Raw genomic sequence first — 22,286 nt, 5'->3', positions numbered from 1 at the left:
TTACTGCTCCCGGGCAAACGGCAACGGGCGCGACGGCACCATGCCACCACGACACTTCAGCACCCGCAGCTGCGCCGGCTGTGCATCGATGGCGATGCGCAGGGCGGCCGGCGAAGGGTTCTTTGCCGCCTGCAACGGCCGGCTGGCAAAACCCAGCGTCTGCCCTGATTCGGCCGCCACCTGCAGCCGCCGCAAGGCCTTGTCCTCGGCCATCTGCGGCCAGCACAGCACTGCACCGCAGCTGCCCGAACGCAGGCATTGTTCAGTGGCCCAGAGCGCATCGCGTTGATCCGCCGCCTGCACCACCTGCAGCTGGCGCAGGTCGATGCCCGCCGCCTGCCAGGCCGGCGCATAAGGAATATGTGGCGGTGCCACCAGCACCACACGCTCGCCAGCCTGGGTCAAACGCGCCAACGATGGCCATAGCAGGCGCAGCTCACCCACGCCTTCTGCGGGCAACAGGATTTCGCTCAACGCCGACTCCGGCCAACCGCCGGTAGGCAGCACATCATCCAGTTGCGCATAACCCGTCGGTTGGCGGCTGGCCGGCAGTGGCGCAGGCCGACCACGCCAGACCCGGCGTTCGTGCAGCAGGCTGTCGAGGGCAACAACCGCGCCCATCAGCCACGCCGGACCAAACCACAGAACACGCCCTCGATGGCGAAGTCCTGATCGTGCTGCACTTCAATCGGCGCATAGGCCGGGTTGCGCGGCAGCAGCCGCAGCGTTGTACCACTGCGCGAGAGCCGCTTGATGGTCAACTCACCGTCCAGCCGCGCCACCACCGTCTGACCATTGCGCGCATCACTGCTGCGCCGGACCGCGACCAGATCACCATCGAGGATGCCGTCATCGATCATCGAATCGCCTTGCACGCGCAGCAGGTAATCCGGGCGCGCGGCAAACAGCCGCTCATCCAGGGCCAAGGTGTCGGCCAGCTCCGCGTCGGCTCCGATCGGTGCGCCTGCGGCGACCCGCCCAAGCACGGGCACCTGCAGCAGCTCCGTCCGTGGGATCTGCCCCGCCGGGCGAATCCCGCGGGCCTGACCCGCAGCCACCTCGATCAGACCCGCCTCGCTCAAGGCCAGCACGTGCTTGCGCGCGGCACCGCGCGAGGCAAGCCCGCAGGCAGCGGCGATTTCAGCCAACGAGGGCGCCTGCCCATGTCCGGTCACCTGGTCACGGATGTAGCGAAGGATGGCAGTACGGCGGGGGCTGAGCTCGGTCATGGAGTACATTTGTACTCCTTCTGCACAAAGCCCGCCAGAGGCTAAGCGTCGCTATTCAGGTGAATACGGAAAACACATTGCCGCTGCTATCTTTCGCGGCATATGGACCCGAAAGCATCCATAAGGCCGTACCCATCGCTACCGCAGGCATTGCGCAGCGTACCGCTGCGCACCATCGCCCCGGTGACCACCTTGGCCTTGCTGTTTTTTGCGATCTGGCTGTGGTTTGACGGGCAAAGATTCGCAGCCATCGCCAGCCTCCTGTTGTCGGCACTGGCCCTGCTGGCCAGCGTATGGATCCACCAACGCAAGCCGCGATTGGAGTTGGGCGGCGCGCTGTTGTGCCTGGTGACGGTGGGCGGCTGCCTGCTCTCCGCCCGGCAGTTGGGCAACGACGCTTTGCCGTGGTCCTACCTGGCCTTGATGTCCAACTTCTTCATCGTCCGCAACCAGATCGCCACCCCGCTCAACCTGATGCTGGTTGCCGGCCTGTTGCTGATGCCAGACCTGCTGCTGGGACATGCCCCGCAGTTGCAGGCACTGATCGTCATCGTGCTGGTGTTCGGTTTTGGCTACCACTTCTCCCATCGCCTGCAAGGCGACCGCACCCGGCTGGAGATGTTGGCATCACTGGACGCACTGACCGGCGTGCCCAACCGGCGTGCGCTGGAAAAATCCTTGCAGGCGCATATCAATGGCGTACGCCACGAACGCTTCCGCCAAGGCCTGATCGTGATCGACATCGACAACTTCAAGGCGGTCAATGATCACTACGGTCATGCTGCTGGCGATACCGCCCTTTCCGATATCGCCGCGATCCTGCGTTTTGAACTGCGCGAGAACGACCAGGTATTTCGTTTTGGCGGCGAGGAGTTCGTGATCCTTGCCGATACCGGCAGCCATGAAGCCTTGGCCAGTTTTACCGAACGCCTGCGCAAGGCGGTGTATGAATCCCTGCGCGGACCCGGCGGTCGCATCACCATCTCGGTCGGGGCAGCGCTGTATGCCGGCGAGCAACGCTGGCAGGACTGGTTCGCCCGCGCCGATATCGCGCTGTATGAGGCCAAGGGCAAGGGACGCAACAGCGTCGTAGTGGCGGAATAGCCTCGGCTTTGGCTTTGGCTTTGGCTTCAACTCCCTCCCTTACGCCGCAGGCGTAGGGGAGGGTTGGGGAGGGGTAGCTTTTGCTTTGCTTCGGCTGTTGCTCTGCTCTAGCCTCAGCTTTGGCTGTAGCCCTTGCTCCCTTCTCCCGCCCGCGGGAGAAGGTGGTGCACAGCACCGGATGAGGGGAGCTTTTCCGCTTGATCGCGAAGAGCGCCCTCACCTGCCCTCTGGGCATCCTCTCCCGCCAGCGGGAGAGGCGACTGCAACAGCAAACGAAAGGGCCGCTTGTGCGGCCCTTTCTGTACAACATCAAGCAACGGTTTCGATCACGAACGCAGCGGGATCACGCGGATCTCGACGCGGCGGTTCTGCGCGCGGCCGGCGTCGGTGCTGTTGTCGGCAATCGGATAGGCCTTGCCTGCACCCAGGGTTTCGATACGCTCGCGCTGTACGCCCTGTGCCGACAGATATGCCGCCACTGCATCGGCGCGCTCCTTGGAGATGCGATTGTTCACCGCATCGGTACCAATGCTGTCGGTGTGGCCAACCACTTCGATCATGGTCTGGTTGTACTCACTCAAGGTGCTGGCAACACCATTGAGTGCACCGTAGAACTGCGGCTTCAACGTGGTCTTGTTGAAGTCGAAGGTGATGCCGTCTGGCAGATTCAAGGTGATGTTGTCACCGTCACGCTGCACGTCGATACCGGTGTTGGCAGTACGCTCACGCAGTGCGCGCTCCTGGCGGTCCTGGTAGTTGCCGATCGCCGCACCGCCGAGTGCGCCGATGCCGGCGCCGACCATTGCACGCTGGCGACGCTCGGTAGCATCACCGCCGCTGAGCAGACCTGCCGCCACGCCGATGGCCGTACCAATCAGCGCGCCCTTGCCAGTCTTGTTCTGCTGCTGGGTCTGATTGCCGTACTGGTCCTGCTGCACATACGAGCCACCGGTAGCACAGGCCGAGAGGACGGCTGCCGCCACCAAGCCAATGGAAAGATTACGAACAACAGTAAGGGTGGTCATCTGAGTCTCCTGATAGGCCGGACTGGCCAGCGTGGATTTGCCGGGCAAGCATAAACATCGCGATGCACAACCTGCGTGATTCGATACCTTCGTCACAGGTATCCATTCATCTAACTGTCTTGCATGTTAAGCCAGTGTCAGCGACAACGCTGGTACGCAGCCAAGGCCTCATCGCGGCCCTTGGCGAGGTCAACCAAGGGCTGGGTCGGGTAGCTTGGCGCAAGCTCGGCCAGCAGCTGCGGGAACTGCCAGGGTGCAAACCGCGCCTTCACCGGCAGGGCCGCCAGCTCGGGAACCCAGCGGCTGATGTAGCGCGCGTTCGGATCAAACTTCTGCGCCTGTGTCACCGGATTGAACACGCGGAAATACGGCGCGGCATCCGCGCCAGTGCCGGCGATCCATTGCCAGCCCATGCTGTTGTTGGCCAGGTCCGCATCCACCAACGTGTCCCAGAACCAGCGTGCGCCCTCCTTCCAGTGCATGCGCATGTGCTTGCACAGGAAGCTTCCGACCAGCATCCGCACGCGGTTGTGCATGTAGCCGGTCGCCCACAGTTCGCGCATGCCGGCGTCGACGATGGGAATCCCGGTACGGCCCTGCTGCCACGCCGCCAGCATCTCCGGCTGCGCCGGCTCCCAGGCAAAACGTTCGAAGCGTGGATTGAGATTGACGTCGCTGGTCTGCGGGAAGTGATGCAGCAGATGCCAGGAAAACTCACGCCACCCCAGCTGGCGGATATAGCCATCGATGTCGGCATCGCGGCCGGCACTGCGCAAGCCTTCCAGCGTGTACGCGATTCGCCACGGCGCGATCTCGCCGAAATGCAGGTGCGGCGACAGCAACGAGGTGCCGGTGCGGTCCGGCAGGTCACGCTGCTCGCGGTAACCATTGAGCGCACCCTCGGCAAACACTTCCAGCGCTTCCTGTGCGCCCGCTTCGCCCGGCTGCCAGTGCTCCCAGAAGCCGGCATCCCAACCAAGACGCGGTTCCAGGGCAAGTGCCTGCAGGGGCAGCCCCGACAGTTTCACCGGGCTCAGCTTGCGGGGTGCTTCGGACAGCTCAGCCAGCCGCCAGCGGGTCAGCGCATTGCGCCAGAACGGGGTGAACACCTTGTACGGGCCGCCCTGCAGCGTGGCCAGCTCCCAGGGCTCGAACAGCAGGTAGCCGTTATGGCTTTCCACCTGCACACCCTGCTCGCGCAGACCACGCTTGATCGCCGCATCACGAGGCTGGGTGGCCGGCTCGTACTTGCGGTTCCAATAGACTGCCTCGGCGCCGCTTTCGGCAATCAGGGCCTGTAGCTCGGCCATGCTGTCGCCGCTGTGTAGCAGCAGCGCCGAGCCGATGGCACGCAGCTGTGCATCTAGCTGCTGCAGTGAATGGTGCAACCAGGCGTCGGAAGCCGCACCCGGTGCCCATGCGCCCTCCTCGTGCGGCGCATGGATGTAAACCGGGATGACATCGTGGCCAGCTTCAATCGCGGCCTGCAGCGCCGGGTTGTCGCGCAGTCGCAGATCGCGGCGGAACCAGACAATGGCAGTGGACATGCAGCAGCTCCCGCTTATTCGAACGAACCCACCGAATCGTGGCTCAGGTTGTCAAAGCGGGTGTACTCGCCGAAGAACTTCAGCTTGCACGAACCGGTGGGACCACCACGGTGCTTGCCGATGATGATCTCGGCCAGGCCCTTGTCCGGCGAATTTTCCTTGTTGTAGTAATCGTCGCGGTAGATGAAGACGATCATGTCCGCATCCTGCTCGATAGCGCCGGATTCGCGAAGATCGGCCATCACCGGGCGCTTGTCGGTACGGGTTTCCAAGGAGCGGTTGAGCTGTGACAGCGCGATCACCGGCACGTGCAGCTCCTTGGCCAGGCCCTTGAGCGAACGCGAGATTTCCGAGATTTCGGTCGCGCGATTTTCGCTGTTGCCCGGCACGCTCATCAGCTGCAGGTAGTCGATCACGATCAAGCCCAGATCGTGCTCGCGCTTGAGCCGGCGGCACTTGGAACGCAGCACTTCCGGCGACACGCCCGGCGTATCGTCGATGAAGATCTTGGTTTCCTTCAGCATGCGGATGGCGCCAGTGACACGGCTCCAGTCCTCGTCCTCAAGCTGGCCGGTACGCAGGCGCTGCGCATTGATGCGGCCGTTGGACGAGATCAGACGCATCGCCAACTGCGATGCGGACATTTCCATCGAGAACACCGCCACGCCCTTCTTCGACTTGATCGCCGCGTATTCGGCGATGTTCAAGGCGAAGGTGGTCTTGCCCATGGCCGGACGCGCGGCCAGGATGATCAGATCGGTCGGCTGCAGGCCAGCGGTCATCGCATCGAAATCGTTGTAACCGGTCGGCAGACCGGTGATGTTGCCGCCGTTCTCGAAGCGGTTGCGCAGCTCCTCGAAGGCGTCCTTCAATGCGCCCGGCATCGCCACGAAATCGGTGCGACCGCGTGCACCCTGTTCGGCAATCGCGAACACCGATTTTTCCGCAGTCTGCAACAACTCCGAACTGTCGCGCCCTTCGGGCTGGAAGCCATCGTTGACGATGTCGGTGCCGACCTGGATCAGCTGCCGCAGCACCGCCTTGTCGCGCACGATCTCGGCATAGGCACCGATATTGGCGGCGGACGGCGTGGTACTGGCCAATTCGATCAGGTAGGCGCCATCGCCGACCATGTCCAGCTTGCCCTGCGACTCGAACCATTCACCCAGGGTCACCGCATCGAACGGGCGATCGCGCTCGGAGAGCTCGCGGATCGCGCGGTAGATCAGCTGGTGGTCGCGCCGGTAGAAGTCCTTGTCAGTCAACGCCTCGTTGACCCGGTCATACGCCTCGGGCGCCAGCATCAGGCCACCCAGCACGGCCTGCTCGGCTTCTACTGAATGAGGAGGCACGCGCAAGGCATCGATGCGCTGCTCGCTGCGATCGGAGCGGTCATTGCGATCACCGCGGTCGCGGTCGGAACGGAAACCAGTACGGGCGGACATGAAAAGCGTTATTCCTGCAATAAGGCCGTGCGGCCATGGTAGGTGGGCATTGCCCACCGGGATACGTACAAGTCTGTGGATAACCTGTCTACAACCCAAGCCTGCAAGGACTGGGGATTGGGCTGGCATACAGAAACTAGCACCCGGTACCGTTGCAGCACCGGGTGCGGATTATCGCATGAGCAGCATCGGCGCCGCCCCGTCGCCTGGAAACTCAGGCCTGCTGCTGGCGCTCGATCCAGGCCAGGAACCTGTCAACGAAGCCCTGCAGGAACTTGCTGGTGCCTTCATTGGTGATGCTGCCATCAGCCTCGATCAGACCATCCTTGAAGTGCAGGAAGGCCTCTGGCTGCGGCATCACCGCCAGGTCGACGAACACCAGCACATTGCGCAGGTGCTGCTGGGCCAGCGCAGTACCGATGGCGCCGATGGAGGTCCCGATCACGGCCGCCGGCTTGCCTGCAAAGGCATTGTCGCCGTATGGACGCGAGGCGGTGTCGATGGCATTTTTCAGCACACCGGGAATGGAGCGGTTGTACTCAGGGGTGACGAACAACACCGCATCGGCGGCCCGCACCTGGTTCTTCATGCGCGTACCCTGCGCCGGGAACTGGGTATCGTGGTCCTGGTTGTACAGCGGGATATCACCGATCTGGATGTACTCGAAACTGGCGCGGTCGCCGGCCAGCTTCTCCAGCGCCAGCGCCAAGCGCCGGTTGATCGATTCCTTGCGCAGACTGCCGACGAAAACCGCGATCTTGTACTGGCTCATGGCGACCTCGCTCCGAGAGAAGGACTCAGGCTAGCCAGAAAGGGCTTCGCAACAGGTGAAGGACGCGTCCAGCGCAATCAGCTGCATCGGATACGCAACATCACAGGCGCAGACGGCCAGTCAGCCCGCCATAGGCCAGCCGCACCGTATCGAAGCCGTACTTCAGCTCCAGCCGCTTGATGATGAAATGGCCCCGCGCCATGTCCTGATAGTAAGCGGTGAACATGGTGTTCAAGGTGGCACCAGCCACCGCACCGATGACCGGTACCGCCTGCGCGACGAACTTCTCCGATACCACCACACCGAAGCGCGCGGCGATCTTCTCGACGATCCTCGCCAACCACTTGCCTGCTTCCTTCGGGCCCAGCCCGAGCAGCACGCCATGGCTGCCGCTGATCGCTGTACCGGCCAACTCCGCCGACAGATGCCGCATCACCTCGGTGGTGAAGCCCCTTGCCAAGTAATAGCCGGTCTCGCTGGCATCGTCCTGGCCGGAGTTGCCACCAAGTGCGAACACCTCCAGGCAGGCCTGGCGGGTCGCCATCTCATTCAGATCAAACCCTTCGCTGCGGGCAACGTCAGCCACTGCGCGCATGATGATGGTGGTCGACAAGGGCAGCTCGATCGCCAATGCCGGCAAGCCACCCGCCCCGCCCAAGGCGCCGGAAGCGGCCGCCGCCAGCTTGTGCAGGCGCGGCGATGCCGGCTTGCCCGCCTGCTTGTTGTCCATCGTCCACAGCGCCGTCTGTGCAGCCTTGTACAGGGCCGCCTCGGTCACGCCCTGGATGCGCGAAGACACCGCTGTCGGCAGCTTGCGGACCGCAAATTCCAGTGGCCCGCCGATCAGGTTAGCCATCTTGGCGGTGAGCGTGGGCGACTCCAGCAAGCCCACCGCCCGCTCAAGATCGGCCAGATCCTGCGCGTTGTCCTGCAGACGAGGAACCAGATCACTCATGCTGTTCAGCCGGTTTCCGGCAAACCCGCCAGCACGCCCATGAACTGCCGGTAGTGGCGCAGCTCGGCAATGGAATCGTGCACGTCACTCAGTGCAGTGTGGCTGGAGGTCTTGGTAACCCCGGCAGCAACCGCTGGCGACCAACGCTTGGACAATTCCTTGATCGTCGATACATCGAGGTTGCGGTAATGGAAGTACTTCTCCAACCGCGGCATCTGCCGGTGCAGGAAACGCCGATCCTGGCAGATCGAGTTACCACACATCGGCGAGGCACCAGCCTTGATCCAGTCCTGCAGGAAGGCGATGGTTTTGGCTTCGGCCTGACCCGCGGTGGTCGCGCTGTCCAGCACCCGCTGCCACAAGCCCGAACGCTGGTGCTGGTTGCGGTTCCACTCGTCCATTGCTTCCAGCGTAGCCAGCGAGTGATTGATGGCGAACTCGGGGCCCTCGGCCAATACATTGAGTTGGCCGTCGGTAACGACGGTTGCGATCTCGATGATGGAATCGTTGTCCGTATCAAGACCGGTCATTTCCAGGTCAATCCAGATCAGCCGATCATTGCCCGCGCTGTTGTCCGCCATGTGCTACCTCGTGCTTGGGGCTGGCGATCACACACCGCACAGCCGGAATATCGAAGTGCACATGATACCCCCGCCCAAGGTAGGGGCCGCGTCAAAGGTCGTCGGGGGTCAACAACGGGCGACCGCGCTTGGCCCTGAAGTAATTGGTCAGGCGCAGGCTGGCCTCCTGTGCCAGCACCCCGCCCTGCACCTGCACGCGGTGGTTATGGCGCGGATCGGTGAGCAGATCGAACACGCTGCCGCAGGCACCGGTCTTGGGATCGGTGGCGGCAAACACCACCCGCGCGACGCGCGCATGCACCAGCGCCATCGCACACATCGCGCAGGGCTCCAGCGTCACGTACAAGGTGCTGCCGACCAAGCGATGATTGCCAAGCGCCTTGCCGGCCTGGCGCATCGCCACGATCTCGGCATGCGCGCTGGGGTCATGGCTGGCGATATTGAGGTTCCAGCCCTCGCCCAGCAGCGCACCATCTGCACCAACCAGAACCGCACCCACCGGAATCTCATCGAACTCGCGCTGCGCGCGGTCGGCCAGGGCCAAGGCCTGGCGCATCCAATGTTCATCAGTCGCCGCTTCCGTACCGGCGTTGGCTGGACCTTCCGTCATTGCAGGCTACCGGACGCAACCCACACGCCTCCAGGACAGGCCTGCGCCAGAACCTGTTCCGCAGCAGACACGCTGCACGCCTCACAAAACATGGATACAACTCCGACAAGCAGGGCCAAGCCCGACCCTGTCATTTTACGTCAAGCCGCGCACAGCACGTCCTGCAGCCGCTCAGCGCCCTGATCGGAACGGGGCCGCCCCGTCCTATCGCGCGGTTGCCGCAGCCCCTTCGGGCACACCGATGGCCGCGTCGGCGGCAAGCGAATAAACATAGCTTTCGTCATAGAGCCGCACTTCCAGCTTGTCACGTCCGCGCCGCTCGACCGCATAGATACTCCCCTCCCAATTGCCGCCCAAGGCGGTCATGGGATCGATCTCGCCCAGCCTGCTGGCATCGATGCGCAACACCACCTTGTCCTTTTCATAAGACGGCAATACCGAACTGAAAAACGTCGCGTGCTGCCCAGAGGTTATCGCCCCATATGAACTGGAGCTCGGATGCGCTACAAGGAAGGCGAAGCTCTTGTCGAAGTCGATGCCGGACAGATCAATCGGCGCGTCATTCCCGCGTCCCCTTGGATACGCGCGCAACGCCTCGACTGCATCCGCGCTTGCAATAGGAAAGAACTCGATGTCGCTGTAGCCCGGCAGCGATGCCTGACCTTGGGCAGCAAAGCCCGTGCCCTGCAGCAGCGTCGACACCGCCTGGGCACGGCTCAGCATCGGGCGCGTACTCACTTGGAACTTGCTGCTGGCCTCAAGCTCTGCCGCCTTGCCAGTGAGTGAGAGGTTGCCCTCCTGGTCACAGCCAGAAAGCAACAACAGCGATAAGGTGCCAGCTACCATCAAGCCAAGGAAAGACCTGTGCATGCAGTACGTCCTGTACGAAGCTGCGGCTCTCGCAGCGGACCTGCAATCATGCAGGCAGTTCTCGTGCTTGTATGTAGGTAAACGCCTACTGGCAGCCTTTCCGTCCTCTGTGCCGAGGCGCAAAGGATGCAGGCCGCCCCACCCGTCTGGTTAAACGTGGGAACGGCTACCAGCCTCGCGCTGGTCCACCGAAACCCGATTCCTGCCATCGCGTTTGGATGCGTACAGCATTTCATCCGCTGCCTTCAGCACCGCTTCGACCTCGAAACTGCTCTGCGGCCAATTGGCTACGCCAAGCGAGATCGTAATTGCGCCAACCTTGGCTATCTTCATTGCCTCCACCGCCGCGCGCAGCCGCTCGGCTACCTGCGCCGCCGTTGCCAGCGTGGTCGACGGCAGCAGGATCAGGAACTCCTCGCCACCGGTACGCAGCGGCACGTCATAGGCGCGGCAGGCCTCGCGCATGCGCTGGGCAAGCTGGCGCAAGGCGGTATCGCCGACGTCGTGGCCGTAGCTGTCGTTGATCTTCTTGAAATGGTCGATATCGATCGAGATTACCGAGAACGCGCAGCCCTGGCTCTCGAAGTTCGCCAACGCCTCGTCAAGAAGACGACGGTTGCCGAGCTTGGTCAGCGGATCGGTGGTGGTGTCCTCACGCAGCTTGCTGAAGCTCTTGTGGATGGCATCAACACCAATCAACAAGGCCTTCTTGAGCTCACGTGACTCGAAGTACCAGGACTTCACCTCGCGGATGTCCTTGGCCGAGGATGGATCCTCCATCTTGCGTGCACCATCGGCCAGCAGGCGCAGCGGACGCGAGATCAAGCGCGCGCTCCAGAGGATCAGGATCAAGGTCAGGATCGTGGCCGGCAGCGCCCGGTACAAGGTGCTCTGCATCAGCTGGGTCAGCGGCGCCAGCGTGGCTGCCCGCGGCCGTTGCGCGATGATGCCCCAACCGGTCGACGCCACCGGCGCATAGCCGGCCAGCATCGCGACGCCGTGCGAATTGACCGTGGGCCCCTTGCCCGCCTGACCGGCTGCCACGCGGTCTACCACGATATTGTTTTCGACGAAGTCTCCGACGCGGTCCGGATCCGGGTGGTAGATGATGCGCTTCTGCCTGTCGACCACGAACAGATAGGAACCATCGACATAGAAGTGCTGGCCGAGCAGCCGATCGAGGATGTTTTCCTTCTGCAGGTAGATCGCACCGCCGACCGCACCCAGGTAACGCCCCGACTCGGAAACAATCGGGTGAGTGATGAAGACAATGAAATTGCCGGTCGCCGACTGGTACGGCGCGCTGATCAAGGGCCGCTTCTCGCGCAAGGCATTCTTCACCGCTTCGCTGCCCAGCACCCGTCCCTGCAGACCCAGCGCTTCCGGCGAGGTCGCAAGCACCTTGCCGCCGGCGTCGAAGATGGTGATGGAGTTGAAGCTCTTGCTCATCATGCGCAGACGAGCAGCTTCCTCCTCCAGCTTGGACACATCGCCCATCTTCCCGCCCAACAGCTGCGCGGTGTAGCCGAGCTGCAGCTGCGACGCTCCCAGGAAGTCTTCGGTGCTCTTGGCCAGCTTGTTGGCGTAGGCGTAGTTGCCATCCAGCGTGGTGTCCATCAGCTGCTGACGCTGCACCGTATAGCTGGCATAGAACGTATTGGCGAACGGCACCAGTGCTCCGATCAACGTGAGCACCAAAATCAGTTTTCGTAAATCCATGGATCCCAACGCGGACGCTTCAAGGTATAGCCGCGACGAACCCATGCATGCCCGGGCGCGCAGCTCCCCCAAGCCGTGTCCATTTTACCAGCGGAACTGTCCTGACCGGACGATACCGGTGTCATTCCGGCGTCGCCAGATACTGCCGCCATCCATCCCTGCTCAACAAAAAAGCCGCTGGTGACAGCGGCTTCTCTGAAATCTGGCGGGCAAAGTGGGATTCGAACCCACGGAAGGTTTGACCCTTCGCCGGTTTTCAAGACCGGTGCCTTAAACCGCTCGGCCATCTGCCCGTAACGTGCAACCACCCCGGATAGCGTTCCGGGGCGGGCATTCTCGCATGCCTGCGGACTTTTTTGTTCAACCCGCTTCGATTGCCAACGATCCGGCCATCGAAGCGCGGATCTTCTCCTTGGCCCGTTCGCAGGCTCCGCCACAATGCAGGCGCGAGGCTTCCAGCTCGGTCGGCAGGTGTTCGGCCAGGAAGTCGATGAATACCCGCACTGCCGGCAACAACCCGCGCCGCGAAGCAAACACCGCGTGGCAGATGCCCTGTGGCAGCGACCAGTCCGGCAGCACCACTTCCAGTTCACCATTACGCACGGCCTCGGCGCAGACGGTTTCCGGCAGCATGGTGATGCCGAAACCATCCTTGACCATTGCCTGCAGCAGCGGGAAATCAAAGCCCGCCACGCGTGGCTGCAATTCGACCCGGCGCACTTCACCGCCCGGACCATGCAGTTCCCAGCGCTGCCGCGCCTCGTCTTCGCTGATGCTCAGGGTCACGTGGTTGCTGAGGTCTTCCGGCGAGGCCGGGCGCCCTGCCCGATCCAGATAGGCCGGGCTGGCTACCAACAGTTCCTGCACCTGGCCGAAGCTGCGCATCACCAGGCTGCCGTCATCATCCAGACGCGAACGCACGCGCAGGGCCACGTCATAGCCTTCGTTGATGATGTCGACGCGGCGGTTGCTGATATTCAGCTGCAGCCGCACTTTCGGGTATTGCTCGAGGAATTTCGGCAACAGCTTGGGCAGCTGCATCTGCGCCAGCGACACCGGCACGCTGGCGCGCACCAATCCGCGTGGCTCAGCGCTGAGCCGGTCCACCACTTCGCGCGCTGCCTGCGCTTCGGCCAGCATGGTCTGCGCATGCCGATGCACGCTCATGCCGACATCGGTGACCGCAAAGCGCCGCGTGGAACGCTGCAGCAGGCGCACACCGAGATCGGTTTCAAGCTGGCTGATGCGCCGGCTGAGGCGTGATTTCGGGATGCCCAGCGCACGCTCGGCAGCGGCAAAGCCGCCGTGGTCGACCACCATGGCGAAGTAGTAGAGGTCGTTGAGGTCCTGCATGGATTGAGTCCATCATTGGAACGAACCAGCTAATTTAATCAGCTTTGTCCTGTATTTACAAATCATACCTCAAACAGTCCTGATTGGAGGTTCAGGGGGTTGGTTGCCGGACTATGGCGGCGCCCATTCATTTTTGAAGGCCGAAGCGTCCGGGGGCGGCATGCTGTTGTAGGAGCGGCGTAAGCCGCGAAGCTGGCGATCCGTGTGGTCGACGGTTTTCGTGCAATTTCAGCGCTGCTGGCTTCGCGGCTTACGCCGCTCCTACAAAGCGCTGCAGCTTTGCAGCGTTGGAGCGTGGCGCTTGAAGCACGAACGGGCAGGCCCCTGCCGAGCATGGCTCGGCACTACCAGTGCTTGGCTGCCCGCTTTGTGGGAGCGGCGTGAGCCGAGAAACCCGGAATCCTTGCGATTGCGGGCTTTGCTGCAATTCCAGCTGATCGAACTTCGCGGCTTACACCGCTCCCACATGGGTCAAAGGCCTTGTGGGCACGGGTGCCGAAGCGTTATCGGGCAGACCGCTGCCGAGCTTGGCTCGGCACTACATGCCGGATCAGCAGTGTGATCGCCTGATGGTCAGGCGATGCGTTCTGCGCCGCCCATGTACGGGCGCAGCGCTTCCGGGATGGTGATCGAGCCGTCGGCGTTCTGGTAGTTTTCCATCACCGCGATCATTGCGCGGCCTACCGCGACGCCCGAGCCATTGAGGGTGTGCACCAGCTCCGGCTTGCCATTGGGATTGCGCCAGCGGGCCTGCATGCGGCGCGCCTGGAAATCACCGCAGTTCGAGCACGAGGAGATCTCGCGGTAGGTCTGCTGCGAGGGCAGCCAGACTTCCAGATCGTAGGTCTTGATCGCCGAGAAGCCCATGTCGCCGGTGCACAGCAACACCTTGCGGTACGGCAGGCCCAGCTTCTGCAGCACGGCTTCGGCGCAAGCGGTCATGCGCTCGTGTTCGGCATCGCTGTCTTCGGCGGCGCAGACGCTGACCAGTTCCACCTTCTCGAACTGATGCTGACGGATCATGCCGCGCACGTCACGGCCACCGCTGCCGGCTTCGGAACGGAAGCACATCGAATGCGCGGTCATGCGCACCGGCAGACGCTCGGCGTCGATGATCTCGTCGCGGACGATATTGGTCAGCGGCACTTCCGAGGTCGGGATCAGGTAGCGCGTGGATTCGCCCAACGCGGTCTTGAACAGGTCTTCCTCGAACTTGGGCAGCTGGCCGGTGCCGCGCAGCGAGTCGGCATTGACCAGCACCGGCACGTTGGTTTCCTCGTAGCCATGCTCGTTGCTGTGCAGGTTGAGCATGAACTGGCCCAGCGCACGATGCAGGCGCGCGATCGAACCACGCAGCACGGTGAAGCGCGCACCGGACAGCTTGGCGGCGGTTTCCGCATCCAGGCCGTTGTTGCGGGCGCCCAGTTCAACGTGGTCGAGCACCGGGAAATCGAATTCGCGCGGGGTGCCCCAGCGCAGCTGCTCGACGTTCTCGCTCTCGTCCTTGCCAGCCGGCACATCGGCGGCAGGCAGGTTCGGGATGCCCATCGACAGGGTTTCGATCTGCTCGCGCAGCACGTCGAGCTGGGCCTCGGAGCTCTTCAGCTCATCGGCGAACGCGGCCACTTCGGCCATGATCGCCGACACGTCCTCGCCCTTGGCCTTGGCATGGCCAATCGACTTGGAACGGCTGTTGCGCAGGCTCTGCAGCTCCTGGGTGCGCACCTGGATGCGCTTGCGATCAGCCTCCAGCGATTCGAAGGCGGCCACATCCAGCACGTAGCCGCGCGTACTGCGCAGGCGTTCGGCAAGTTCGGCGGGCTGCTGGCGAAGAAGGGCTGGATCAAGCATGGCTGGGCACTGTGTACGGGTGTGAGCTATAGATTATCGCGCGAACCGCGGCTTTCTGCCTCGTGATTCACCTTTCCTGTGCAAGAATCGGCCTGATCCACACGGTCAAGACCATGTCCGCCCCAAGCTCCCGCTCCGACCAGAACTTCACTTTTCACCTGCCCCGCAGCAGTTTGAAGATCGCCGGTATCGCCTTTGGCGTAGGCATATTGCTGTTCCTGGTGGTCTGGCTCAATGCCCGCCGCCAGAACGAGTTCTACCGTGCCGATCCGGCCCAGCCGCAGGCCAACAGCGCCGTATTGGCACCTTTGCCGGCACCGCTGCCCGCCGGCGCAGGCGCCAGCGACATGCCCGATGCGCGTCCGGAAGCGGTGGAAGAAGCCCCGGAGCTGGTGGAAACCGCGCCCGCCCCGCCGCCGCAACCCATTGCCGAGGCTGCACCGGCCGATCCCCCCCCCGCAGCGCCAGCTGCTGCCGTCGCTCCCAGCGACCAGCCGGTGCCGCTGCCGGGCCAGAGCCCAGCCCCGGATTACCCGCCGGCGGCGCTGCGCCGTGGTGAAAGCGGCACGGTGATCGTTCATGTGGATGTCGACGCCAATGGCGTGCCATTGGACGTTCGCCTGATCCAGCGCAGTGGCTCGCGTGACCTGGATCGGGCCGCGCAGGAAGCAGTGCGTAACTGGCGTTTCCAGCCTGCACAGAGCAATGGCCAACCGATGCAGGGCAGCCTGGAAATCCCGTTCGACTTCAAACCGGCCCTGTAAGCTGAACCCCGGCTCCCCAAGGGAGCCGGTTCATGCTGAAAGTCATTCGCCGTTTGGGAGTGGCGGACCAGACTTGTTGCGTAGATGTTACGCAGAGCAGCCAAGTCGATGTCCAGCATCCCCCACCAGCACAGCAGCACCCACCATCCAGTTCCAGCACGCCCGCACGGCGTTGCTGCGGCTTGGCTGTGGGGCCTGCTCGCGGTCGCGGTTGTGACGATCTTCAGTGTATTGGGCTACCGCACCCTGCAGGCGCCGGTCGCTACCGGCCCGGTTTCCATCACCACCGCCGACACCACGTCGGTGGTCAGTGTTGCCGGCAACCGCGATGCAGAGCCTCTATCCAGCAACCCGACGCCGGACTACCCCGCCGCCGCGCTCAATGCCGGCCTTGAAGGCGATGTGATCGTGCGCCTGCAGATTGATGCCAATGGCAAAGTCAGCCAAGCCAGCGTGGTCGGGCATGAAGGCGGCGTTGATCCAGCGTTGGACAAGGCCGCCATCGAAGCACTGCGTCAATGGCGCTTCCAGCCCGCAATGCGGGATGGTCGCGCCATCAACAGCATCGTGCAGGTGCCGGTGGAATTCAGGACCGGACGCTGAGTCCGAAGCCGGCACCACTGGCCAGGCTGTCGAAGCCCGGGAACGAGGTCGCCACGTTGGCGACATCATTGATACGCACTTCACCAGTGCTGAGCTGGCCGGCGATGGCGAAAGCCATCGAGATGCGGTGATCGCCATGGCTTTCAATGGTGCCGCTGCCCAGCGGGCCGCCAAAAATGGTCGCGCCATCTTCGGTTTCGTCCACGCGCAGGCCCAGATCACGCAGGCCGGTCGCCATCGCCGCCAAACGATCCGACTCCTTCACCCGCAGCTCGGCCGCACCGCGCACGACGGTCTGGCCTTCGGCAGCGGCAGCGGCAACGAACAGCGCCGGGAACTCATCGATCATGTCCGGCACCAGCGCTTCCGGAATCTCCACGCCCTTCAGCTGCGCGTAGCGCACGACCAGATCAGCGACCTGCTCGCCACCATGCTCAGCGTGATTCTCCTCGCTGATGTCCGCGCCCATCAAACGCAGCGCAGCCAGCAGACCGGTACGACGCGGGTTCAAGCCAACCGAGCGCAGGCGTACTTCCGAGCCGGGAATGATGCTGGCTGCAACAATGAAGAACGCCGATGACGAGAAGTCCGCCGGCACCGAGATATCGGTCGCACGCAGGCGCTGACCGCCGCGCAGACGCGCCTTGCCCGGCTCGAACTCGATCTCCACGCCGAATGCGCGCAGCATGCGTTCGGTGTAATCGCGGGTCGGATGCGGCTCCACCACCGAGGTTTCGCCCTGTGCGTACAGACCAGCCAGCAGCACCGCCGACTTGACCTGCGCACTGGCCACCGGCAATTCGTAATCGATTCCGTGCAGTGCTTGGCCACCATGGATATGCAGCGGCGGTGTGCCATCGTCCTGGGTGTCGATGCGCGCGCCCATCTGTGCCAGCGGCCCGGTCACGCGACGCATCGGCCGCTTGGACAGCGAGGCGTCACCGATCAGGGTGCTATCGAACGGCTGTGCGGCGAGCAGGCCCGCCAACAGGCGCATGCCGGTGCCGGCATTGCCGCAGTCCAGCTCGCCTTGCGGTGCCTTCAATCCGTCCACGCCTACGCCATGGACGATCCGCTGCGACGCTGACGGGGTCTCAAAACGCACACCCATCTGCTCGAAGATATGGGCGGTGGCACGGGTGTCCTCGCCTTCCAGAAAACCATCGATATGCGATACGCCATCGGCCAAGGCGGCAAACATCACCGAACGGTGCGACACCGATTTGTCGCCGGGAATGGCGAGCGTGCCCTGCAGGGCGGAACCTTTGCGTGCAATCCAGTAGGGCTGGGAACTCATGCGGTCTCTCTGATCTGCTGTGTTCCTTCCGCGAAGACTGCGGAAAGAAAAATTTACAATGTGCCGGGCAACTGAGTAAAAGCGCCCCCTTCCGCCCTTCGGGCACCTTCCCCCGCACGCGGGGGAAGGAACTGCATGCCTGTCAGGGCACGGCGACCGGGTAGGAGCCGAGCACCTTGATCTGCGCAGAATGCGACTTCAGCTCGGCCAACGCGGCCTGCATCGATTCGTCTTCGATGTGGCCGGCCAGGTCGATGAAGAAGCCGTATTCCCACTTGGCCTGATGCGATGGCCGCGATTCGATGCGGTTCATGCTGATGCCGTGGCGCGCGAACGGGCTGAGCACGTCGAACAGCGCACCGGGCTTGTCGTGGATGAAGACCAGCACCGAGGTGCGGTCATGGCCAGACGACGGGAACAGCTGGCGGCCGATCACCAGGAAACGCGTGGTGTTGTCCGCGTCGTTCTGGATCGGCTTGGTTACCACCTTCTTCAAACCGTATACGTGCCCTGCACTCTCGCCTCCGATAGCCGCTGCGTCTTCGGCGTTGCGGGCGCGGCGCGCACCTTCGGAGTTGCTGGAGACCGGCACCTTCTCGGTTTTGGGCAGATTGGCGCGCAGCCATGCCGAGGTCTGCATGAAGGCCTGCGGATGCGCATAGATGCGCTCGATGTCCTCAATGCGTCCGGTGCGCGAAAGCAGATACTGCTGCACGCGCAGCTCGACTTCACCACATATCTTGAGGTTGGAGGTCAGGAACATGTCCAGGGTGATCTGGATCGTGCCCTGCCCGGAGTTCTCCACCGGCACCACACCGAAGTCGGCGTTGCCGTTTTCCACTTCCTGGAAGATCTCTTCGATATTGGCCAGCGGCAGACCCAGCGCCGAGCGACCGAAGTGCTTGTGCGCCGCCTGCTGGGTGAACGAGCCTTCCGGGCCGAGGTAACCGATCTTCAACGGCTCCTGCTGGGCCAGGCAGGCCGACATGATTTCGCGGTAGACGTGCACCAGCACTTCATCGCTGAGCGGGCCTTCGTTGCGATCCACCACCATGCGCAGCACCTGCGCTTCGCGCTCGGGCCGGTAGTAATCAACGGCGGCAGCCAGCTTGCCCTTGGCCTTGCCAACCTGGTGGGCAAAGTTCGCCCGCTCGGCAATCAGGGCCTGGATGCTGCGGTCGATCTGGTCGATCTTGGCGCGCACATCCGACAGCACCGGCTTGGCGACGGTGAGGGTTTCGGCCGCTGCTTTCTTGCTGGCGGCAACTTTCTTCACTGCAGCCGACTTGGCCGGCGCCTTCTTGGTGGCAGGTTTGGCTGCGGTGGCCGGCTTGGCCTTGCTGGCGGTCTTGCTTGGCTTGGTCGCCATGGAATCGTCTACCTGTTACAGGCCGGCGCACTGCGCACGGCGGGATTGGTTCAACCGTTGCGCTGCTGGAAATCACGCATGAATGCGGCCAGCGCCTGCGCGCCTTCCAGCGGCATGGCGTTGTACAGCGAGGCGCGGATACCACCGACGGCCTTGTGGCCCTTCAGCGCCAGCAGGCCGGCTGCCTTGGATTCACTGACAAAGCGTGCGTTGAGTTCTTCGCTGGGCAGGAAGAACGGGATGTTCATGCGCGAACGCACCGCCGCAGCCACTTCATTGCGGTAAAAACCGCCGGAGCCGTCGATGGCGTCATACACCGCCGACGACTTGGCAAGGCTGAGCTTGGCAAAGGCTTCAACGCCTCCCTGGGCCAGCATCCACTTGAACATCAACCCGGCCAGATACCAGTTCCAGGTCGGTGGCGTGTTCAACATCGAGTCGCGCTCAACGTGCGAGCGGTAGTCAAAGATATCGGCACGCGGCTGGCCAGCACGCTCCAGCAGATCGCGACGGATGATGACCACGGCAATGCCCACCGGGCCCAGGTTCTTCTGCGCGCCTGCATAGATCACGCCATAGCGCGACACATCGATCGGCTCGGAGGCGATCGACGAGCTGAAGTCAGCAATCAGCGGTACCTTGCCCACCTCCGGCACATCGCGGAACTCGATGCCGTGGATGGTTTCGTTGGCAGTGATATGCACGTATGCCGCATCGTCCGACAGCTGCCATTGTGAGCGCGCCGGGATATCGCGGTAGCCGCTGGCCTCACCGCTTGCGGCGATGTTGACATCGACATAGGGCTTGGCTTGCTTGACCGCGGTCTTGCCCCAATGGCCACTGACCACGTAATCCACGCGCTGGCCGGGCTTGGCGAAATTCAGCGGCAGCAAGGCCTGCTGGGTGGTGGCGCCGCCACCGAGGAACAACACCGCGTAGTCGTCGGGGATGCCGATCAGGCGACGCAGGTCAGCCTCGGCCTCGGCCGCCACGGCCATGAAATCGGCGCTGCGGTGGCTGATCTCGACAATGGACGCGCCTACGCCATTCCATTCCAACATCTCCGCCTGCGCCTGACGCAGGACCGATTCCGGCAATGTCGCTGGGCCGGCACTGAAATTGAATGCGCGTGTCATGTCACACCTGTTGAGCAGAACCCCTAGTATGCCGCAGCGCAACAGCCTTGGGCCACCCGGGAAAAGTTGCATCTGCACCCATTCTGGGCAGCGGTTTCAGGCCTTTCAGGAGCGATGACGACTACAGCGGGCGCTGATGTTCAGCGCGCCCCAAACAGCAGCAAGGCACTGATTGCCGCCCCAAGCAACAAGGCGCTAAGCAGCAACCAGGGCCAACGCCGTGGCAGCTTGGGCTTGGCCGGGGCAACCGCAGACGGCTTGATCGCCGCCGGCTCGTCTTCGTCCTCAACCGGAAACGCTGCGCTCACGGACACCGGATTCAGAGGAATTTCCAGCACAAAGCGGTGGTTGCCCTCGAACACCACCTGGTCGCCGGCCTGCAGCCAGCAGTGGCGGGTACTCACACCGTTGACCTGGCTACCTTCGGCCGACCCCAGGTCACGCAGCAGGACTTTCTCACCATGCCGCTCGAAACGCGCATGCCGCTCGGCGAACGCCGGGTCATCGATATGGATGTCGCTGGCCGGGTCGCTGCCGATGACACGCGGCTTGTCCAGGGTGAAGCTGCGCCCATGATGGCGTCCGCCCACCCCGCGCAGCAGCACCCGCAGGTCCTCGCTGCCTTCGATCGGCGCTTCGGGCGGATGCGACACCTGCTCGCATTCGCCACGCAGGAGCATCTCCGCGCCATCGGCATATACCGAGTCACCTGCCCGCAGCAACGCCATGCGCCGAACGGGACGGCCATTGACATGGATGCCGCGGCTGCCACTGGCGACCTGCAGCCAGACGCCGCGCTGATCCGTGCAGAACTGCGCCAGCAGCAGCGGACCAACGCTGCCATCGCCCAGACGGACCTGGCCGGAGGCATGGCGCACAATGCGCTGGACACCCGGCATCAATGACTGATCCGGCTGCTGACGATTACTGAAATGGACTTGCAGAGTGCGCACCGGCAGCAGACTAGCAGGTCATCCGGTCATGCAGAAGGTGTACGTGAGACTTGGACTACGCCGCGCAGGTCCGCACAATGGCGCATCTTTCTTACATACAGCAGTACAGGCCACACGCCATGTCCACCATTGATATCCAGCACGCCCATTCCCTGTCCGATGACAAGGCCCGCACCGCCATCGCCGAGGTCGCCGAGAAGCTGCAGGAACGCTTCGACGTGGTCACCCGCTGGGACGGCCCGGTACTGCACTTCAACCGCTCCGGCGTGGACGGCGCCATCGAACTGCTGCCGGGCGCGGTGCGGGTCAAGGCCGAGCTGGGCTTCCTGCTGTCGGCAATGAAAGGCATGGTGGAATCTGAAATCCAACGCGTGCTGACTGACAAGCTGGGCTGAGCCGGCACCGTCACACACATCAAGCCGCCCAGCCGTTACGGTGTGGCTGGACTCTTCAACCCCGCACAGGAGCATCGTCATGACCACGTACGAGCAACGCCCCGAAGATGAAGATGACAGCACCGGCCCGCAGGGTCAGGCCGAACGCTTGAGCAGGAAGGTGACCGAGTCGGCGCAACAGGTGTGGTTGGCCGGCTTGGGCGCTTTGTCGCGGGCACAGGCCGAGGGCAGCAAGCTGTTTGACACGCTGGTCAAGGAAGGCCAGAACACCGAAGCCCGCTCCCGCGAGCAGTCGCGCAATGGCGAGAGCCTGCGCGACACCGTCGAGAACACCCTGGGCCAGGCACGTGACCGCGCCGCCGACACCTGGGACAAGGTCGAGAAGTCGTTTGAAGACCGGGTGCACAGCGTGCTGCGGCGCATGGACATCCCATCGCGCACCGACATCGAGGCGCTGAATGACCGTCTGGACGCCCTCAACCGCCGCCTAACCCGGGCCGAAAGCCGGGCCGCGCATGGCGAGCAACAAGCTGAAGACCAGTGATGTTGCAAAGCAGCATTAGTTGAGCAAGAATCAATTACCCGCCAGCAGTACCGCGCCGTAAGTCTCCCTCCCCTCACGGCATCGGATGGCGGGTTTTTCATGCCTGCGATTTGCCCGCAGGGCTGAAAGCCACCGGCTTCACACGCCAACCGGCGATAATCCAG

At 63.3% G+C, this 22,286-nt stretch carries 22 protein-coding genes and 1 tRNA gene; 5 read left to right on the top strand and 18 right to left on the bottom strand.

All coding sequences use genetic code 11. The features are described 5' to 3' along the window. Both imuA and lexA read right to left on the bottom strand, forming a co-directional pair. Positions 1–621: a translesion DNA synthesis-associated protein ImuA gene (gene imuA / locus Q5Z11_RS10355; protein ID WP_303749904.1), complete on the bottom strand. Its 621-nt coding sequence runs from the start codon at positions 619–621 to the stop codon at positions 1–3. Further along, positions 621–1,229 (bottom strand): transcriptional repressor LexA, encoded by a 609-nt coding sequence (lexA, locus tag Q5Z11_RS10350; RefSeq protein ID WP_303750012.1) that lies wholly within the window; start codon positions 1,227–1,229, stop codon positions 621–623. Before lexA ends, imuA begins: the two co-directional genes overlap by 1 nt. Positions 1,230–1,379: 150 nt before the next feature. Between lexA and Q5Z11_RS10345 the strand changes: the two genes are divergently transcribed. Further along, complete coding sequence (locus Q5Z11_RS10345) at positions 1,380–2,333, top strand: GGDEF domain-containing protein (RefSeq protein WP_303749903.1); 954 nt, start codon at positions 1,380–1,382, stop codon at positions 2,331–2,333. A 326-nt stretch (positions 2,334–2,659) separates the two neighbouring features. Here the strand turns inward: Q5Z11_RS10345 and Q5Z11_RS10340 are convergent, their stop codons facing one another. From Q5Z11_RS10340 to serS, 12 genes are all read right to left on the bottom strand, one after another. Next, positions 2,660–3,358 carry an OmpA family protein gene (locus Q5Z11_RS10340; RefSeq protein WP_303749902.1) on the bottom strand — a complete coding sequence of 233 codons (699 nt, stop codon included), beginning with the start codon at positions 3,356–3,358 and terminating at the stop codon, positions 2,660–2,662. Positions 3,359–3,495: 137 nt separating this feature from the next. Then, entirely contained in the window at positions 3,496–4,905 is a 1,410-nt protein-coding gene (locus Q5Z11_RS10335; RefSeq protein WP_303749901.1) for a cryptochrome/photolyase family protein, read from the bottom strand. A gap of 14 nt (positions 4,906–4,919) precedes the next feature. Beyond that, positions 4,920–6,350 carry a replicative DNA helicase gene (locus Q5Z11_RS10330; protein WP_303749900.1) on the bottom strand — a complete coding sequence of 477 codons (1,431 nt, stop codon included), beginning with the start codon at positions 6,348–6,350 and terminating at the stop codon, positions 4,920–4,922. A 214-nt stretch (positions 6,351–6,564) separates the two neighbouring features. Beyond that, entirely contained in the window at positions 6,565–7,122 is a 558-nt protein-coding gene (locus tag Q5Z11_RS10325; protein ID WP_303749899.1) for an NADPH-dependent FMN reductase, read from the bottom strand. Between the two features lie 100 nt (positions 7,123–7,222). Beyond that, positions 7,223–8,077 (bottom strand): EcsC family protein, encoded by an 855-nt coding sequence (locus Q5Z11_RS10320; protein WP_303749898.1) that lies wholly within the window; start codon positions 8,075–8,077, stop codon positions 7,223–7,225. 5 nt (positions 8,078–8,082) lie between these two features. After that, positions 8,083–8,658, bottom strand: coding sequence for an oligoribonuclease (orn, locus tag Q5Z11_RS10315; RefSeq protein ID WP_303749897.1), 576 nt, complete (start codon positions 8,656–8,658; stop codon positions 8,083–8,085). A gap of 91 nt (positions 8,659–8,749) precedes the next feature. Next, complete coding sequence (tadA, locus tag Q5Z11_RS10310; RefSeq protein WP_303749896.1) at positions 8,750–9,268, bottom strand: tRNA adenosine(34) deaminase TadA; 519 nt, start codon at positions 9,266–9,268, stop codon at positions 8,750–8,752. Between the two features lie 204 nt (positions 9,269–9,472). Beyond that, positions 9,473–10,138: a hypothetical protein gene (locus tag Q5Z11_RS10305; RefSeq protein WP_303749895.1), complete on the bottom strand. Its 666-nt coding sequence runs from the start codon at positions 10,136–10,138 to the stop codon at positions 9,473–9,475. A gap of 150 nt (positions 10,139–10,288) precedes the next feature. Next, a complete protein-coding gene (locus Q5Z11_RS10300; protein ID WP_303749894.1) occupies positions 10,289–11,824 on the bottom strand; it encodes a sensor domain-containing diguanylate cyclase in 1,536 nt (511 codons plus the stop codon). 236 nt (positions 11,825–12,060) lie between these two features. Continuing rightward, positions 12,061–12,150 (bottom strand) — tRNA-Ser (locus Q5Z11_RS10295). A 67-nt stretch (positions 12,151–12,217) separates the two neighbouring features. Continuing rightward, complete coding sequence (locus tag Q5Z11_RS10290) at positions 12,218–13,210, bottom strand: LysR family transcriptional regulator (protein WP_303749893.1); 993 nt, start codon at positions 13,208–13,210, stop codon at positions 12,218–12,220. A gap of 573 nt (positions 13,211–13,783) precedes the next feature. Beyond that, positions 13,784–15,061, bottom strand: a complete 1,278-nt coding sequence (gene serS / locus Q5Z11_RS10285) for a serine--tRNA ligase (protein ID WP_303749892.1) — start codon at positions 15,059–15,061, stop codon at positions 13,784–13,786. A gap of 113 nt (positions 15,062–15,174) precedes the next feature. On the opposite strand from serS, the gene Q5Z11_RS10280 reads away from it, so the two are divergent. Together Q5Z11_RS10280 and Q5Z11_RS10275 are read left to right on the top strand one after the other, a co-directional pair. Beyond that, entirely contained in the window at positions 15,175–15,825 is a 651-nt protein-coding gene (locus tag Q5Z11_RS10280; RefSeq protein WP_303749891.1) for an energy transducer TonB, read from the top strand. A 108-nt stretch (positions 15,826–15,933) separates the two neighbouring features. Then, positions 15,934–16,428, top strand: a complete 495-nt coding sequence (locus Q5Z11_RS10275; protein ID WP_303749890.1) for an energy transducer TonB — start codon at positions 15,934–15,936, stop codon at positions 16,426–16,428. Here Q5Z11_RS10275 and aroA read toward each other — a convergent pair. From aroA to Q5Z11_RS10255, 4 genes are all read right to left on the bottom strand, one after another. Continuing rightward, positions 16,412–17,725, bottom strand: a complete 1,314-nt coding sequence (gene aroA, locus Q5Z11_RS10270) for a 3-phosphoshikimate 1-carboxyvinyltransferase (protein ID WP_303749889.1) — start codon at positions 17,723–17,725, stop codon at positions 16,412–16,414. The genes Q5Z11_RS10275 and aroA overlap by 17 nt on opposite strands. 142 nt (positions 17,726–17,867) lie before the next feature. Continuing rightward, positions 17,868–19,094, bottom strand: a complete 1,227-nt coding sequence (gene pheA, locus Q5Z11_RS10265; protein ID WP_303749888.1) for a prephenate dehydratase — start codon at positions 19,092–19,094, stop codon at positions 17,868–17,870. Between the two features lie 50 nt (positions 19,095–19,144). Next, the gene (gene serC / locus Q5Z11_RS10260) at positions 19,145–20,230 is read right to left on the bottom strand and encodes a 3-phosphoserine/phosphohydroxythreonine transaminase (RefSeq protein WP_303749887.1); all 1,086 of its coding nucleotides are present in this window, start codon (positions 20,228–20,230) and stop codon (positions 19,145–19,147) included. A 140-nt stretch (positions 20,231–20,370) separates the two neighbouring features. Continuing rightward, positions 20,371–21,183, bottom strand: a complete 813-nt coding sequence (locus Q5Z11_RS10255; protein WP_303749886.1) for an FHA domain-containing protein — start codon at positions 21,181–21,183, stop codon at positions 20,371–20,373. 119 nt (positions 21,184–21,302) lie between these two features. Between Q5Z11_RS10255 and Q5Z11_RS10250 the strand changes: the two genes are divergently transcribed. Together Q5Z11_RS10250 and Q5Z11_RS10245 are read left to right on the top strand one after the other, a co-directional pair. Beyond that, positions 21,303–21,578 (top strand): polyhydroxyalkanoic acid system family protein, encoded by a 276-nt coding sequence (locus Q5Z11_RS10250; protein WP_303749885.1) that lies wholly within the window; start codon positions 21,303–21,305, stop codon positions 21,576–21,578. A gap of 79 nt (positions 21,579–21,657) precedes the next feature. Further along, positions 21,658–22,122 carry a phasin family protein gene (locus Q5Z11_RS10245; protein WP_303749884.1) on the top strand — a complete coding sequence of 155 codons (465 nt, stop codon included), beginning with the start codon at positions 21,658–21,660 and terminating at the stop codon, positions 22,120–22,122. The last annotated feature ends 164 nt before the right edge of the window (positions 22,123–22,286 follow it).

This window comes from Stenotrophomonas sp. 610A2 (assembly GCF_030549615.1).
Classification (GTDB): domain Bacteria; phylum Pseudomonadota; class Gammaproteobacteria; order Xanthomonadales; family Xanthomonadaceae; genus Stenotrophomonas; species Stenotrophomonas pigmentata.
The sequence above is the reverse complement of the archived record's forward strand: the minus strand, read 5'-3'. Positions and strand labels throughout refer to the sequence as shown.